We start from the raw sequence: 19,301 nt of genomic DNA on the forward strand, positions 1-19,301 counted from the left end.
ATAGCAAAAAGCGCTGGTTGAGTGTACTTGGTTTCATGAATATCATTGTCATCACTTTCCCACAAAATTTCTTTAAGGGACTTATCAAGAAGACCTTCTAAAATTTGCAGACAAGTATCAAAGTGTTTGCGAAATACATGATTGTTTTCGTAAAGATCTTTTCCCATCGAAAAATATTGTGAACCTTGGCCTGTAAACAACCAAACACTATCTTTGTGCTTCGCTGGTGCTTTGGGTAGTTTTTGTAATGATTTATCTAAGCTATTACATAACTCTTCATTAGTTGTTCCAGTAGCAAAAATGCGATAACCAAGTTGCACACGGCGCGTATTGTTATAGTAACACAAACTTGCGAGATCCGTTTGTTGTGCGCAAACTTCTCGAAATTGTCGGATATTACTTTCTAGAGAGTGTACATTTTTTGCTGAAACACTCAATAATTGTGTACCCTGAGTTTGTTGTTGAAAAGAGGGCTTTTGTCGTGGCGCTTCGCCAATGACAATGTGAGCATTGGTTCCAGTAAAACCAAAAGAGCTCACTCCAGCAATGCGCTCTTGTTCTCCATATTTCCACGGAGTATTTTTTGTGATGACTTTTCCTGGAACTGCGTCCCAAGTGATGTAAGGATTTGGTTCTTTAAAATGTAAACTGGCAGGCAATGTTTCATTGTGCAAAGCCAAAATCACTTTAATAACGCCAGCGATACCCGCTGCAGCCTCTAGGTGACCAATATTTGTCTTTATAGAACCCATTAGAAATGGATTATCTACTTTCCGTCCCTTTTGTAGTACATTTGCCAGTGCGTGTACTTCTATAGGATCTCCCAATGATGTTCCTGTACCATGTGCTTCAACATATTGAACCATATGTGGCTTTACTTTTGCTGTACGTAAAGCTTTTTTGATTACCTGTTCTTGAGAGAGACCATTAGGAGCGGTAAAACCTCCACTACGCCCATCTTGGTTAATAGCAGAACCTTTGATTACCGCCAAAATTTTATCACCGTCATTTACGGCCTGCGAATATTTCTTTAGTATAATAGCCCCACAACCTTCACCACGCACATAACCATTTGCTTTAGCGTCAAAAGTCTTGCATCGACCATCAGCGGCCATCATTCGTGCTTTAGAAAACGTGATTGTTGTAAGCGGAGAAAGCATAACATTCACACCACCAGCAACAGCCATACTACATTCATTATTACGCAAACTTTGGCACGCGAGGTGTAAGGATACTAAAGAGGAGGAGCATGCTGTATCAACAGAGATACTCGGTCCTTGTAAGCCTAATGTATACGAGAGTCTTCCAGCAGCCGCGCTAAGGGCATTTCCTGTACCAAGGTAAGCATTTACTCGCTGTGGTTGTTCTGGATGTAAACATGATTGCGCATATTCATTGCTTGAAATCCCAATAAAGACGCCTGTGTTACTCCCAGAGAGAGTATTCATATCGCAATAAGCTGACTCTAAGGCTTCCCAAGTGACTTGCAACAGTAGGCGTTGTTGCGGGTCCATATGCATTGCTTCTCGTGGAGCAATGCCAAAAAATTCAGCATCAAAACTAGAAATATCTGACATAAAACCACCAAAACGCGTGTACATCTTACCTGGCGCATCGGGATCTTCGTCAAAGTACTCATCGATATCCCATCTGCTTTTAGGAACTTCACTAATAGCATCTTGTTCACTAATAAGCGAATTCCATAATTGTTGTGGAGAGTTATTTCCTCCAGGTAATCGACAGCTAAGCCCAATTACGGCAATAGGTTCGCGCTGTGCATTTTTAACGCGTTTTAATTCTCCCTGCATTTCTTCTAAAGCGATCAACGCTTTTTTGATAGGAGATAGCGGTGCTTCAGCTTTCTTTTCACTCGTCATCGTCATCTTCCTCGTTGTTGAACTCACTGAGTTTTTGAGTTAGTAAATCCATCGCTTCGTCTTCAGACATCTGTTCCACTTGTTCCACATGTTCCGGTTTTTGCGACACTTGTTCAACTTGCTGTCGTTCCTCTGCGAATTCGATATCTAAAATATCATGTGCAATGTACGAAACAATAGCATCAATTGTTGGATAATTAAATAACATAGTAGCCGGAAGAGTTTTTCCAACGCTCATTTCTAAAGTATTTTTGAGCTCTATTGCCATTAGCGAATCTAGACCCATTTCCTGTAGTGGTTGCGTTGTATCCAGAGAACTAAGACCTAAGATGCTCTCAGCTTTATTTATAATGTAGTTACTTAAAATATCATAACGTTGTCCTATTGCTGTTTGTTCGAGTTCCTTTAGTAATTTACTTTCTTGCTTTTCGCGATGTCCAATTTTGGCTTTTGCTAACGAAATAACATTTTCGAAAAAAGGTTCCTCACTAAATGTTTTTGCAAATTTCTGCCAATCAACAGGCATAGCAATTACTTGCGTTTGTTTTAAATGTTGAATTGTTTTGTACATTTGTCGACCTTGTTGTGGAGAAATCGCGTTTATGCCCATTGTCGACCACGCATCTTGCCCTCGTTTACTGAGATCAGCCGCCATACCAATTTCTGACCATGGTCCCCAATTGATAGTCGTTGCCGCTAATCCTTGCTGTTTGCGAAAAAAAGCCAGGCTGTCTAAAAAAGCATTTGCGACAGCGTAATTCCCTTGTCCTACAGAACCCATTGCCGATGCTAAAGATGAGAAGTTAACAAAAAAATCAAGAGGTGTATCTTTGCTAAGTAAGTGTAAATTCCATGCGCCATCAACTTTAGGTTGTAAAACTTTTGCAAAGGTTTCGCTATTTTGCTGAACGAGTAAATTATCGTCGAGAATACCAGCTGCGTGTATAATACCTCGTAGAGGTGGAATTTTTTGTGCTATTTTTTCCCAAGCACTAAAGAGCATTTCTTTGTCAGCAACATCAGCGCGTATCACAGTAACTTCAACACCACTTTGCTCTATTTTATCTAAGTGTACAAGGACATTTGAAATATCTTCGCGTCGCGAAATAAGAACAAGATGTTTGGCCCCGCTTACTGCGAGAAGATTAGCGAACTCAAGCCCTAAAGCTCCAAGCCCCCCACTGATCATATAAGAAGCGTCACTTACCACGTTTTTCTGTGATTTATTACTAACAACAACTTTACCTATATGTTTTGCTTGGGCCATATAACGAAACGCACCAACAACGTGCTCTCGTGCAAACAATTTTAATGGTAGTGGACGTAATTTTTCTTCGCTAAACATCACCATAATTTCTTGTAACATTTGTTGTATTAATTGCGGTTTTTTCTCACAAATTTCTGCAAGGTCAAAAGCGTAGTAATTCAACTCTGGTGACACAGACGTCACTTGTTCGTTATTCCAAATGTCTGTTTTTCCTATTTCTAAGAAATAACCATCCTTTTTTAATAGCCGCATACTTTTTTCTACATATTCTCCTGCAAGAGCGTTTAGTACAATATCCATACTTTGTCCATGCATTTGCTCTGCGAATTTCAAAGAGCGAGAATCCATGACATGTTCAACACCCAGAGACTTTAGAAAAGAGCGCTTTTCTTCATTTCCTGCTGTCGCAAAAATTTCGGCTTTGTAAAGCTGTGCGATTTGTACTGCTGCTAAACCAACACCGCCGGCTGCAGAATGGATCAAGACTTTTTGCCCTTCGCGCAGAGAAGCAAGTTTACATAAGCCGTAGTACGCTGTGAGAAAAGTAATTGGTATAGTTGCGGCTTCGTTGTATGTCATGTTAGTTGGTTTTTTAGCAACAAGATGACGGTAAGTGTAAGTGCGATTAGCAAAACTACCAGCCGCGATTCCAAGTACCTCGTCTCCTACTTCTAGGCCTTCGACTTTGCTACCAACATTTACAACACGTCCACAACATTCGCCCCCTAACTCTCCCGCATCCCCAGGATATAGACCCAAAACATTCATAATATCTCGAAAGTTAAGCCCGGTTGCGCATACCTCAATTTCTATTTCTTGTTCTTCTAAAACTTTATTATTTATAGTCTTATAACTTAAATTATCAATACTTCCTTTTTGCTCAATAGTTAAACGGTAAGATTGACTTTGAGGTATTGCTAACGCCTCCTGTTCACCATCGATAGTTGCAAGACGAGCAACATAAGGAACACCATCTCTTATCGCTACTTGTTTTTCATTTTTCAATGAACTACATGCTATGATTTGCGAAAGGATAATTCGATCAACATCCAACATCTGGCAATTAAAATGTGGATATTCTTGGCTAATAACTTTACCAAGTCCCCAAATGTAAGAAGAGTGTAAACATATATCTTCATTGTCCACTACTTGTTGGCTTTTTTCTGTTATTAAAGTTAACGAGTATTTCTGAGAGGTTTCTTGTCGCGCAAGACTTTGTATTAACTTGAGTAACATTGTACTATTTTCATAAACGTTTTTTTGTTCGTCATGCCACATGTAAATTAAATGTAGTGGTTTTTGTTCCTTGTTTAGATGTGGCCATATCGTATCTATATCTTCTTGCGAACGGCAAGAAATTCGATTACCAACACAAGTGTTTTCTTCTTTGAGAAGCACACTGTAGCAATCATCGGTGGCAAAATTTTCTAATTGTTTTTCATTGTGGGCAAAAATAACGAGCTGCGCCTCATTATTTTTCGTAAGTGTAGCTAAATCACGTTTATGCCACTCAATTCGAAATAAACTTTCAGCAGTGTTCTGATCAAGATGCTTCTCTAACATCTGTTGTGAAACAGCTTTTATGGTAAATCCTTCAATCACGGCAACTAGCGCGCCATTTGTAGCAATCAACTCAATATCGCCAGTGTATGTATCACCGCCAGAACCATCGCGAAGTTTTATATGCGCCCAAAAATCCTTGATATCATCACTAAAAATTCGATAGTTTTCTACTGCTACAGGAATATAAACATTTGTTGGCGACTGATCTTCTGCGAGCAGCGCTAAAGAAAATGCTTGAAAACAAGCATCTAAAGCACAAGGGTTCAAGCAAAATTTCTTATTTATACTTTCGTCAACAACAACATAAGCAATCGCTTCACCTGCGCCATTGTGTGCCAAATTTTTTAAAAGTCGAAAAGATGGCCCGTAATCAAAACCAAGTTTTTCTAAATAAGAATAAAATTCTTCTTCAGATACAGGCTCATGACATCTATCGCGTAGTGTTTGTAGATCGGCTTTAGCAATTTCCTTAGTATCTTCTCCGCATTTTGCTACGGCATGAAGTTGCCACTGTTTTTCATTATCACTACTGTAAATTTCAAACGATTCGTTTTGTAATGATACTACTATTTGTAATAAACGCTCTTCTTCAAGAATAAGAGGCTCTAAAATTTGTAAATCTTTTACAGCTACAACCATCCCTATATTTTTTTGTGCAGCGCAAATCATTTCAATATAAGCCGCACCTGGTAAAACTTTCCAACCGTAAACTTTGTGATCTTCGACTTCTGGCCACAAAGAAGTTCCCATAAATGATTGAAAAATTGTATCTGGTGTTGCAGGAGAAGTAAATTTACTTTGTAGTAGTGGATGAATTGCTCCTTGTAATTGCGTTATTCGTTGCGGTTGTTGTACCCAATATTTTTTATAGCTAAATGGATATGTTGGTAAATTTGTGGTGTAGCGAACATAGTCTTTGTCAAACCCAAACCAATCAATTTCAACTCCGCGAACATATATCTGAGAGACACTATCAGCAATTTGTTGCCAGTCATTTTTATTACGGCGTAGAGAAGGAAGCCATAAATTATTTTTACTACTAACACACGCTCTTCCCATACTCATTAAAATAGGGTTTGGTCCTATTTCAACAAAAACATTGCAGCGCTGTTCCTCTAATGTCTTCATTCCCTCGGCAAAACGTACAGCTTCGCGAATGTGTTTCGTCCAGTAACCAGCATTCGAAATTGTTTCTTCCTCTGCAATTTCTCCTGTTAAATTACAAACAATTGCAATTTCAGGAAGAGAGTAACTAATGTTTGCGGCGATAGTTGCAAATTCATCAAGAATAGGTTCCATAAGACGCGAATGAAAAGCATGAGAAACTTGCAAAACTTGATAACGAATATTATCTTTATCAAGAGCGGCTTGTACAAGCTCTAGCTCTTGTTTATCACCTGAAATGACCGTACTTTTAGGACCATTAATCGTAGCAATATCTACAGCAAACGGTTCGATAAAATTTTTAACCGATTCTTCATTGGCAAAAATAGAAATCATACCACCATTATCTGGTAGAGAGCCCATCAATTTAGCGCGTTTAGCGATAAGCTTTAAACCGCTCTGTAAATCAAAAACATTAGCAATACAAGCGGCTGTGTATTCTCCTACACTATGTCCTAGTACAATTTGCGGTTCGACACCCCAAGAAATCCACATTTGTGCCAGAGAATATTCAACGCAAAATAAACCTGGTTGAGTATACTGGGTTTGATGGATGAGTTTTTGTTTTTCTGGATCCTTAGAGTAAAGAATTTCAATAATCGATTCACCAATTTCTTGCTGTAGAATAGAATCACATTTTTTCATACTATCGCGAAAACTAGGAGATGTTTCGTACAATTCTTTACCCATATCTGGGTACTGTGACCCTTGTCCCGTAAACAAGAAGGCTACTTTGTTTTCCTGAAGAGAAACTTTTCCTGATACCTGTACTGGCTCCTTGTTGATGAACTTTGTCAATTTAGAACAAAGCTCTTCACGTGTATTTCCAGTAACGGCCAAGCGATGAGCAAAATGCCCTTTGCCAGTATTTGCGCTATAACAATAGTCACTTATAGTTGCTGAAGAGTGCTGTAAATCTTCGCATATCTTAGTAACAAAAGTATTGAGATTTTCTTCTGCTTTTGCAGATAAACTAAGTACATGCATACTGCGATCGATATCGTTGTTTTTTGTTTCTATTTGTGGAGCTTCGCCAATAATTATGTGCGCATTTGTTCCAATAAAAGCAAAGGAACTTACACCAGCAAAACGCGGTTTTTCCTGTCTTTTCCATTCTGTAGCTTCTTTGGCCACTTCAACAGAAATATCATTCCACGAAATATACGGAGATGGATTTTTAAAATGCAAATGTTGGGGGATTTTTTCATTCTGCAAACTAAGAACAACCTTGATAACCCCTGCAATTCCTGCGGCAGCTTCTAAATGGCCAATATTCGTTTTTGCCGAACCAATAATCAGTGGCTCACCACCTTGGCTACGTAAGGCATTTGACAATGCTTGCACTTCTATAGGGTCACCTAACGAAGTCCCTGTTCCATGAGCTTCGACATAATCAATATCTTGCGGTTGTAATCCAGCATTGTTTAAAGCCTCAACAATAACTGATTCTTGGGATGGACCGTTTGGAGCAGTAAGACCTCCGCTAGCTCCATCTTGGTTTACAGCTGAGCCTTGAATAACTGCCAAAACACGATCGCGATCTTTGATTGCAGAAGACAAACGCTTAAGCACAATTGCTCCGCAACCTTCACCGCGTACGTAACCATCGGCACTAGCGTCAAATGTCTTACAACGTCCATCAGGAGCCATCATACGCGCTTTGCAAAAATTAATTGTGGTAAAGGGAACCAACGTTAGATTTACTCCACCAACTAGCGCTAACTCACACTCTTTGTTACGTAAACTTTGGCAAGCTAAATGCAGTGCTACTAACGAAGATGAACAAGCGGTGTCAACAGCAAAGCTAGGTCCTTGAAGACCAAGTAGATAAGAAAGTCTTCCGGGAATAGCGCTATGCGAATTTCCTGTACCAAAATAAGCATCTATAGTATCGGAATCATGGCCTCCGAAAAAATAATGAGAATAATCATTGGTACTTGCACCGACAAATACTCCTGTACGACTTTTACGCAATTGCGGAGAGATTTGCCGCGCATCTTCTAAAGCTTCCCAACTTACTTGTAAGAATAAACGGTGTTGTGGATCCATACTCACAGCTTCGCGTGGAGAAATACCAAAAAATTGTGCATCAAAACTGTCTACATTTTCAACAAATCCACCGTATTTTGTATACATTTTCCCCGGAACATCTGGGTCAGAGTCATAATAACTATCAATATCCCAACGCTCTTTCGGAACAACACTAATTGCGTCAACTCCATGTTGTAAGACATCCCAATATTCTTGGCAATTATTACTACCCGGGAAACGACAACTCATACCAATAATGGCAATTGGTTCGTTTTTTTCACCTTCTAATTCTTTTACGCGCTCCTTGAGTTTTTTTAAAGCGAGTAACATTTTTTTCGAAGCGACTAATTGTTGATCTTTGCCATTACTCATCATCTTCATCCTCGATTAAATTATTTATTTCACTCAGTTCTTGCTCAATGAGTTTGTCAAGTTCGTCTTGAGTTATATCTCCTAAATCTTCTTGCTGTTCTTGCTGCTGCTCTTTCTCTGAAGGTTTTTCTTCTTTGATTTGTTGTTTTTCATCCCAAAGAAGAACTTCTTTACCAAGGTAATCCACTATAGCTGATATTGTTGGATAATCAAACAACAGTGTCACAGGCAAATCCTTTCCAATACTTGTAGATAGTGTATTTTTTAATTCAAGTGCCATTAGAGAATCTAAACCAAGTTCTTGTATTGGTTGGTGTATATTTAAAGAAAAAGAGGCATCTAAACCGAGTATTTGAACTGCCTCTTCTTTTATATAAGTGATTAGAACTTCGCGCGCACGTTTTTTAGGCAAACCTTGCAATTGTTGTACAATAGACGACGTTTGTTTTTTCGATGCTTTTTGTTCGGAAGACTTCTTGTTTAATTTCTCTTCGACAGAATGTAGCAAAGACGGTGTCTTGGCAAATAAAGGTAAAAATTTCGACCAATTTACAGGTAAAACCGCAACTTGCGACTCGATAGAACGTAGTAACTCAAGGAAAATTTTGCTACCATGTTCTGGTTTCAACGCCTCAAGTCCCCATAATTCACTATTTTGTTTACTGCTTGCTGCCATACCAATTTCAGCCCACGGGCCCCAGTTAATACTTAAACTCGGTTGATTACGCTGCGAACGATAATAAGCTAAATGATCGAGAAAAGCATTTGCTGCCGCATAACTTACTTGCCCAGGAGAACCAACAAGTGAAGCCAAAGATGAAAACATCACAAAAAAGTCAAGTGGTATATGTTGTGTTGCGTTATGCAAATTCCACGCACCTAGTACTTTTGGAGCCATAACTTTGCTAAATCTTTCGGCTGTTTGTTGACCAATAACACCGTCATCAAGAACACCTGCAGCATGTACTATTCCACAGAGTGGTGGTAACTGTGGTGTTGTTTCTTCAATAGCTTTATTGAGTAAAACTTCATTAGAAACATCGACCTCAACTATAGTAAAACAAACTCCTTGTTCTTCTAGTATTTGTATTTCTTGTGAAATTTCAGGGCGTGGCGCTGATCGTCCTAATAAAATGAAATTTCGCGCGCCTTCATAAACCATTGTTTTAACAATTTCAAATCCTAAAGCACCAAGACCACCAGTCACCAAATAAGTACCATCATGACGAATAGGATTGTAATCTTGCGATAGAACAATTTTACCCATATGTTTAGCTTGTGCCATATAGCGAAAAGCAAGTACAGCTTCTTGGTACGCAAAAATTTTATGATGTAGAGGGCGCAATTCTTCTTTTTCAAAAAGCTCCATCACTTCGTCGAACATATTTTGCAAGAAAAGAGGTTCGTCGCGACAAACATCTCCCAAATCAAAAGCAATATAGTTAATATCAGATCGAAAGTCGGTTACTTGTTGTTGCGACCAAATTTCAACTTTGCCTATTTCAAGAAACGTCGCATCTTTGGCCATCAATTCCATACTACGAGGTATATACTCTCCAGCAAGGGAGTTGAGAACAATGTTAATGCCCTTACCATCTTCATCTATAATTTTGCGTATTTGTTGTGCAAAATCCATAGAGCGCGAATTCATAATGTGGTGAACACCTAAAGAACGTAAATGTTCCCTTTTTTGATCGCTTCCCGCGGTCGCAAAAATTTCAGCTCCTGCACGAAGTGCAATCTGAACGGCAGCTAAACCAACACCCCCTGCAGCAGAGTGAATAAGAACGCGATCTCCCTTTTGAATTTTCGTTAAATGATAAAAACCGTAGTATACCGTCAGAAAAGTAATTGGAATTGTCGCTGCTCCTGCAAAAGTAATATGCTTTGGTTTTTTAGCTATTAACGATTGATGTGCATTGACAAATTTACTAAAACTGCCTGCTGCTATGGCTAAGACCTCATCGCCCTCAACAAAACGCGTTACATTCCTTCCAACGCGAACAACAGTTCCTGAACACTCAGCTCCTAAAAGACCAGGATCGCCAGGATACATACCTAAAACATTCATCACATCTCGAAAATTAAGACCTGTAGAAGACACTTCAATTTCAACAAACTCCTCTTCTGGCTCTATGCGATTAGCTTCAATGAATTCGAGATTTTGTAAAACACCACGTTCTTCAATATTTAATTTGTATGACTCTGAAGGAGGCAATGCTAAACGTTGTTTCTTCACTGTTAGCTTACTATACGGCTGCAAACGCGGAGAGTACACAACTCCATTTCGCAAAGCTACACTACTTTCATCGCGACCACCGCTAATTTCTTTTGCAACGAAGTTTGCTTGCACCGAAATTTGTTCATGGTCCATGTCAATACAGCGGCACCTGAGTTTTGGATATTCTAATGAAATTACTTTAGCCATTCCAATAACAGAAGAATGCGCCAGCGACTCTACATAAGCGTCTTCCATATTGACATTATGCGCTCCTTTGCTTACCAAAGTAAGCTCACAACTATTAATAACCTCTTTACTCTCTAGTAACTGTAGTAATGATAGTAAATTGTTGTAGTTTTTTTCTTCGAGAGCATTTTGTGTATCATAAAAATAAACAAAAGAACGATAACTACTGACAACGTCCCATAATAACTCGTCACTAATACAAATAGAGTTCGTATAGTAACTATCCTCTAGATCTCCTTCGCCTAGAACAATTAACTTATTATTTTGTCCTTCATTAATAAGGTTTTGTCCCCATAAAGCGTTGTTTGTAATGACTAAATTATTTTGAAAAACCTCTTCACTTGGAGATTCACTAACTTTTTGCCAATTCAGTCCATACAAATATTGTTGTATCTTCGCGCGACTTTTTTGTAATATTTCGCGATTGGTACGACGAAATTGAAAATTGATAATCTCACCTACACATTGCCCTTCTTCGTTATAAAACTTAATATCCCCAGAAAATGTATCGGCATTTTCTGTAAAGTTTTTAGGCAAAGCGTGGCACCATAAACTACTCACTCCATATGAATACATAATGAAACGTTCAAGACCAAGAGGCACATAAATATCATTTTCATTGATCTCTTTCCCAATGAGACAAGCAGAAAAACTTTGGAATCCACCATCTAGTAAGGAAGGGTGTATACAGTAGTTTTGCGTTTGCGATAATAAATTATCAGGTAAACTCAATTGTGCAAAAACTTCTTTTTCATTGTAGAATAATTCTTTAATACTTTGAAAGTTAGGTCCATATTGTAGACCTTGCTGGTGCAACTGATCGTAACATTTTTCTCCTGAAATTGAATCTAGGCAGCGCGCTTGTATAGTTGCAATATCAGTAGTATCTACTCTTTGGCTAACCTCAGAAACAATTTTGATTTTTCCTGAAACATGTTGGCGAACAGAGTCTATATCACGACGATCTTCAACACTGCAAAATACAAAGCTCGCTTCTTGGGAACTAAGTTTTGAAATAATAATTTGGGTATAATAAACCTTATCGCTTTCCATAATAAGAGGTTCGTAAATCGCAACATCGTAAAGTTCATGAAGACCATGGCCAAAGACTTTTATTGCCGCCGCCATAACATCTTCTAAATAAGCAGCACCGGGATAAACAATCAATCCATACAGTTGATGATCCTTGATCATTGGTTGCGTGTTCAAGTTAAGCGTTGCTTCAAAAACTACATTTTGCATAACGTGAGAGCTATTTTTTTGATCAATCCAATAACGCTTGCGATCAAAAGAATATGTAGGAAGGGCTAACCTTCGACGACCATAACCACTATCGAAACCTTTCCAGTCAATGTCTACACCGTTTACATACAAATCTTTTATACTAGAAAGAACTTGATGCCAGTCATTTTTTCCCTTGCGAAGTGATGGCAACCACAGACCTTTGTGATTAGGTATACACCCACGTCCCATCGCCAGTAAGGTTGCTGAAGGCCCGACTTCAAGAAAAACTTCTAATCCCAAAGAATCTAACGTTTGTATAGAGTCAAGAAATTGTACAGCACTGCGAATGTGATCACACCAATAATCAGCACTTGTCATCTCGTCAATTTTAGCTTCTTTTCCTGTTAGATTAGAAACAATAGTGATTTCTGGGGATCGGTATTCTATAGCATTTGCGTATTCTCGAAATGCATCTAGCATTGGTTCCATAAGTGGTGAATGAAAAGCATGAGAAACGACGAGATATTGCGACTTAATTTCTTTGGTGTCGAGAACAGCAACAATTTCATTTAAGACTTTTTTATCACCAGATAAAACTAAGTTTTTCGGACCATTGATCGCAGCAATATCAATATAATCTAGTTTTTCTTTCAACTCATCCCAAATCTCATCGCGATCAGCTCGAACAACAACCATTGCTCCAGTTTGAGGTAAATTTTGCATAAGTCGTGCACGATGAACAACTAGATTCAAACCATCCTCCAAAGAAAATACTCCGGCAATACAAGCCGCAACATATTCTCCTATACTATGCCCCATAACCGCATCTGGACGAATTCCCCAAGACTCCCATAGTTTTGCAAGAGAATACTCAATACTAAACAAGGCTGGCTGGGTATATAATGTCTGATCAAGAAGAGTTTGAAAATCTTCTTCAAATAACACGTCGAGAAGATTTTCAGGAAGCAAATCTTTCAGTATATTGCTACAAGTATCTAAAACTTCTCTAAATTTAGGACAAGTCTCATATAACGTTTTAGCCATACTACTGTACTGAGAACCTTGTCCAGTGAAAAGAAAAGCTATTTTCTTTTTTTGTGCGTAAGAATTATCTTCGGATATTTTTTGTGCTTCTATTTCTAGCTTTTGCAAAATTTGCTGCGTAGTATCTCCAACCACAGCAATACGTTTCTCGAAGTGAGAACGACCAGCGTTTGTTGTAAAACATAAATCTTCTATTTTGGCATCGTTATTCTGTAGATAATCGATATATTTTTCTATTAAACTTTGCAGGCTATATGCAGTTTTGCCAGAAACACAAAAAATATGTAAGGGGCGTTCAAAATTATTTATTACTTCTTCTGTTTTTTCAGGATTAGAAAGAATGACATGGGCATTAGTACCACTTAAACCAAAAGAACTTATTGCCGCCACCATATTCTTCTTTGGCCATGGGCTAAGTTGCGTTGGAATATGAATGGGAATTGATTCCCACGGAATGCGCTTGTTCGGTTCAGAAAAATGTAAATGTGCTGGAATCTTTTTGTGCTGCAAAGACAAAACAACTTTAATAAAGCCCGCTATACCAGCAGCGTTTTCCAAATGACCAATATTAGTTTTTACAGAGCCAACAGCAATAAGGTCTTCAGGAGAACGATCTTTACCTAAAACATTTGCCAAAGCCTTGATTTCGATAGGATCTCCTAGAGGAGTTCCCGTTCCATGTGCTTCAACATAGCTAATCTCATTGGCATTGATTTTTCCACTTTCAAGAGCTTGCTTAATTAAATTCTGTTGCGCGATACCATTAGGTACAGTTAAACCGCTACTTGGTCCATCGTGATTCACTGCTGATCCACGTATTACCGCCATAATATTATCTTTATCGCGTTCAGCATCAGAAAGTCTTTTTAAAACGACCATTCCGCAACCTTCACCGCGCATATAACCATTCGCGGCATCATCAAAAGTTTTACAACGTCCATCAGGAGAAAGAGCTTTTACTTTGGATAAATATATACTAGTATACGGAGCAATCATAAGATTAACTCCACCTGCGACCGCCATGTCACTTTCACGTAAACGCAAACTTTGGCAGGCAAGATGTAGTGTTACCAATGAAGACGAGCAAGCAGTATCGATTGCAATACTAGGCCCCTGTAGACCCAAAACATAAGAAATACGGCCTGCTGCAACACAAAATGCCAATCCTGTTCCTACATAAGGATCTATTTCCACAATATTCATAATTTGTTGAAAGTAATCACTATTACCAATTCCGACATAAATTCCCGTAGTTGTATTTGCTAAATCTTTCGGCGAATACCCCGCTTTCTCCAAAGCTTCCCAGGTTACTTCTAACAGTAAACGCTGTTGGGGATCCATAGTAATTGCTTCACGAGGAGCTATTCCAAAAAACTCAGGATCAAACATATCTATTTTGTTTAGGAAACCTCCATGACGCGTATACATTTTATCAGAAGCTTGCGGTGATTCATCATAGTAATCATTTACATTCCAACGATCAGTAGGAACTTCGCGACGCACTTCCTGAGAGCTAGAAAGAATATCCCAAAACTTTTCAGGAGTATCGCTACCAGGAAAACGGCACCCTAATCCAATAACAGCTATAGGTTCATTACTACTGTCATTTTTATGGACCTCTATGACGTTTATTTCTTCTTTAATATCCTCAGTAAAGCATTCGCCAATAATATACCCTGCGATATCCACCACCGTTGAGTAATCAAATGCAAGAGTTGACGAAAAAGATTGTCCAAAAGTAGTTTCTAACTTGTTTTGGAGTTCTACAGCCATTAAGGAATCCATGCCCATCTCGAAAAGGCCCTGGTCTGCGGTAATACTTTCTTTGCTTTTTAGCCCCATTATTTTCGCTATTTCTACACGCATATACTCAACAAGCACATTTTCTCTTTGTTTTCGCGGAGTTTCGCGTATAGTCTTAATTAAATCATTTTCTTTAGCGTGTGACTCAGTAAGATCAAAATCGGGAAGTAGTTTAGCTAAGAAGCGTCCATTTACTTCTCGAAAACGATTACTCAGGTTTTCCCACTCAATTTCAAATGCACTAATACTCCCGCAGACCGATTTTACTGTATCTAAAATTTGAATTCCTGCTTCAGGCAATAAATACTTCAGCTCTGGAGCTGTTTGAGAGTGTTGCTTTTCTAAATCAGCTGCCATACCAATCTCTGACCATGGTCCCCAATGAATACTGAGGGCCGGCAAGGATCTTGCTGTACGATAATCTGCTACCGCATCCAGAAAAGAATTTGCAGCAGCATAGTTTAACTGCCCAAGTGAACCCATAAGAGAAGAAATAGAAGAGAACAAAACAAAAAACTCCATATCTGCATCTTTTGTTTGTTCGTGCAGATTCCAAGTTCCTTCAACTTTTGCTTTAGATACGCGTTCAAAACTTTCCCAAGTTTGATTCGCAATGAAATTATCCTCTAAAACCCCAGCAGCGTGGAAAATGCCTTTTAACGGTAAGTTATTTTTACGTATAATTTCAAAAATTCTGGCACAATCTTCTGTATTTGCTATATCACCTCTGATGTATGAAACACAAGTACTTTCACTTTGTAGTTCTTGTAATGCTTCATCATTGGCAACACTGCGACCTGCTAGAAAAATATGCCCTGCTCCTTTTTTGACCATCCACTTGGCAATTTTCAAGCCCAACCCACCAAGACCACCACTAATTAAATAACTTGCAGATGATTGAATTGTTGTATCATTTTGCTTATCGTTATTAAATTTTGTGAGTCTAGCCACGTAGCGTTCATCATTGCGAATGGCAATATGTTTTTCACCATCACTATTTAAAATTTCTGCACTAAGCAGTTGTGTTTCCTTTTGATCTACGGCTGTGTCCATATCCATCATCGAAATTTGCAATTTGGGGTTTTCTAACGAGGCAACTTGTGCCATCGCCCAAATCGCCGTTTGCCCAGGAAAAACCTCGACATTTTCTTCGACAAACTTTGCTCCTCGCGTTACTAACCAAAGTTTTTGTGGCAAATTTCTAAATTTTTGTAATGCTTGTAACAAACTCAAAAAACTACGGCTATGTTTATAATAAGATGTAGCAGGGTGGTCTTCGCGCAGAAAATCTAGAGGCCAGAGATAAACAACTGTATATTGTCTTTGATGAGCCACATCACGTAATAATAGCTCAATATCCTCTACTGAATTTTCTTGTACACTGTAGACATTGTCTTCTATCTTTTTATAGGATTTACCTTTTACTACGATAGTAATTTCATTTCTCATAGCCTGCGCTACGGCTTTTGCATATTCGATGTCGTGAGCAAATATAACTATATTAGAATCTGTTATTTTTGCATCACTGCGACTATAACTATTTTCGTAATGTTCCCACTGCGTTTCGTATAAAAGCTGAGATAAGTTTACACTGCTGTAGCTAGTGTTTTTTTCGCGTATTTTTTCTTCATCTACCCAAAAGCGCTCGCGCTGAAAAGGATAGAGTGGTAAATCCACCCAACTATATTGTTCTGCTCGATATAGTTTATTCCAGTGAATATCAAAGCCATTGACATAAAGATGAGCAGTAGTAGTAAGAATTTCATGTTCATTTTCTTTACGTAAAGAGCCAAAGAAATATGTATTTGAAGAACTTACGCAACGCTTTGCAAGACTTATCAAAGAAGGCTGCGGTCCTATCTCCATGAAGATTTTATTTTTTTCACCTTCTAACACCTTTATCCCATCAAAAAATCTCACAGGCTCACGTAAGTGTCTCACCCAGTAATCTGATGATGTGACAAGATGCTTTTCTACTTTCCCTGTTAAGTTAGAGATAAAACTTATTTTGGGATTTTCTAAAGTAATATGAGCAAAAAGTTTTTGAAATTCTTCAGCAATTGGCTCCATCAAATAAGAATGAAAAGCATGCGAAACGTTTAGTTTCTTGCAATGTATATTGTTTTGTTCAAATACAGTCATGCATTCATCGATATCAGAAAGTAAGCCCGCCATTACTACTTGTTGTTCTGCATTTATCGCTGCCACATCTAATTTGTAATCTTTTGCTAAATCGACAACCGTTTTTTCGTCGGAAAAAACCGCAAGCATTCCACCTCCCGATGGTAGTGATTGCATTAATCGTCCACGAGCTTCTATCAAACGCAAGGCATCATCGATTTGTAAAACGCCGGCAATACAAGCAGCAACATACTCACCAACGCTATGTCCCATTACATAGTCTGGTTTTATTCCCCAAGATAACCATAATTGAGCAAGAGCATATTCGATGGCAAAAATGGCTGGCTGTGTATATTGTGTTTGGTTGAGTAACTCACTGTCAGCTTCCGAGTAGAGAACATCAAGAAGATTTATTTCCGTTTGTAATTTCTCCGCGCAATATTCAAGATCTTTTTTAAAAGAAGGCTCTGTTTCGTATAAGTGGCGCGCCATATTTTTGTACTGCGAACCTTGTCCAGTAAATAACCACACAATTTTAGGTTTTTTGCGCTTACATTTTTTGGTGATTTGTTCTTCAATTCCCTCTGTCAACTGTTCGCAAATATCGACAAGCGTGTCGCCTACGACAACCAAACGATGTGGAAAATGTCCACGACCAACGTTTGCAGAAAAACATATATTTCCTAATGATTCGTTCGATTGCGAATACAAAGCAACGCAGTAATCTTCCATCATCTGTTCCAGCGCTTCTTGACTATGCGCAGCTAAACGCAGAATGTGATTTTTTCGAGGTGATTTTTCGTCAACGGATATCGGCCTATGATTTTGTAATACTGCGTGAACATTTGTTCCACCAAAAGAAAATGAGCTAATTCCTACAAATTTATCGTTATTTTTCCAAGGCTCTAACTCTGTCTGCACCTTCAAACATATTTTATCCCACTCAATATATTTATTTGGCTCATTGAAATGAAGATTGGGGGTCAATTCTTTGTGGTGTATAGTCAATGCTGTTTTAATAAGTCCTGCTACTCCAGCAGCTGACTCTAAATGTCCAATATTGCTTTTAACAGAACCAATACGACATTTGTCACTGCGCGATTTATTTAATACCTTATTTAAAGCTTGTATTTCTATTGGATCTCCGAGAAGTGTGCCTGTACCATGAGCTTCGATGTATTGAATATCTTGCGGAGAAACACCTGCATTTTTATGTGCAGCAACAATCACTTTCTCTTGTGACAAACCATTTGGAGCCATTATTCCATTGGTTAAGCCATCGTTGTTAATAGCACTTCCTCTAATAACAGCGTATATTTTGTCATTGTCAGCGACCGCTTGTGCTAATGGTTTTAAAATAACAATTCCTGCTCCCTCGGAACGAGTATAACCATCTGCTTTAGCATCAAAAGTTTTACAGCGGCCATCTCTTGCCAATGCTTTTGCTTGGCAAAAATTAATAGTTGGTTCCGGAGAAATAATAAGATTAACTCCGCCAGCTACCGCCATATCACAAGCTTTACTTCTTAAACTTTCACAAGCCATGTGCACAGATACAAGAGAAGAAGAACAAGCTGTATCAATAGCAATACTCGGCCCTTGTAAGTCAAAAGTATACGAAATGCGATTTGCCGCTATACAAAGAGCACTTCCTACTCCCATATAATGGTTAATGTAGTCAAGATTTTGTATTTGTAAACGTCCATAGTCCCAACCTGAAATCCCTACGAATACTCCCGTGTTGCGATATTGCCTACTATGAGCAGCAATACCCGCATCTTCAAAAGCATTCCATGTCACCTCTAACAGTAGCCGCTGTTGTGGATCAATATGAATTGCTTCTCGCGGAGCTATTTTGAAAAATTTAGCATCAAATAAATCTATATCATCAACAAATCCTCCCCAACGCGTATACATTTTACCACTCTTACCTGGTGTAGAATCGTATAGTGCATCAACATCCCAACGCTCCTTGGGAATTTCAGAAATAGCATCTTTTTTATTTTTCAAAAGATGCCAAAACTCTCTTATATTATTTGATTTAGGAAAACGGCAAGCCATCCCAATGATGGCGACGTGGTTTTCTTCGTTATGTGTAGTCACTGCTTTTCCTCAGACAGATATTGCGCCATTTGGTCAATAGTGGGGTAATCAAAAACTAGCGTAGGAGAAAGCCTAATACCTAACCACTCTTCTAGTTCACCAGATAAGTTGACAGCATCCATCGAACTCATTCCATAATCAGCAAAAGGTTCTTCTGCATCTATTTCTTCTTCTGGTGTTTGCGTAAGCTCTGCCACTTTTTTTACCAACCACTCTTCAATGTCATCTCTACTGTATCTCTCTGTATCCATGAATAGTCCTTTTA

Annotated in this window: 4 protein-coding genes (1 of these 4 cut by a window edge); all 4 read right to left on the bottom strand. The window is 38.6% G+C overall.

Going from position 1 to position 19,301, the window contains the following annotated elements; genetic code table 11:
• Tightly spaced (each overlapping or abutting the next), the 4 genes in view from UABHE_RS23695 to UABHE_RS23710 form a layout consistent with a single transcriptional unit that may run on beyond the window.
• Window positions 1-1,877 carry the 5' portion of an SDR family NAD(P)-dependent oxidoreductase gene (locus tag UABHE_RS23695; protein WP_372365772.1) on the bottom strand. Its footprint begins 16,813 nt before the window's first position, so the window shows 1,877 of its 18,690 coding nt (coding positions 1-1,877); the start codon lies at window positions 1,875-1,877; the stop codon falls past the left edge of the window.
• Window positions 1,867-8,277, bottom strand: a complete 6,411-nt coding sequence (locus UABHE_RS23700) for an SDR family NAD(P)-dependent oxidoreductase (protein ID WP_372365774.1) — start codon at window positions 8,275-8,277, stop codon at window positions 1,867-1,869. Before UABHE_RS23700 ends, UABHE_RS23695 begins: the two co-directional genes overlap by 11 nt.
• Window positions 8,267-19,036 (bottom strand): SDR family NAD(P)-dependent oxidoreductase, encoded by a 10,770-nt coding sequence (locus tag UABHE_RS23705; RefSeq protein WP_372365775.1) that lies wholly within the window; start codon window positions 19,034-19,036, stop codon window positions 8,267-8,269. Before UABHE_RS23705 ends, UABHE_RS23700 begins: the two co-directional genes overlap by 11 nt.
• Window positions 19,033-19,287: an acyl carrier protein gene (locus tag UABHE_RS23710; protein WP_372365776.1), complete on the bottom strand. Its 255-nt coding sequence runs from the start codon at window positions 19,285-19,287 to the stop codon at window positions 19,033-19,035. The genes UABHE_RS23705 and UABHE_RS23710 overlap by 4 nt, the downstream gene beginning before the upstream one ends.
• Window positions 19,288-19,301: the final 14 nt, after the last annotated feature.

The organism is Candidatus Uabimicrobium helgolandensis, from assembly GCF_041508025.1.
Lineage (GTDB): Bacteria > Planctomycetota > Uabimicrobiia > Uabimicrobiales > Uabimicrobiaceae > Uabimicrobium > Uabimicrobium helgolandensis.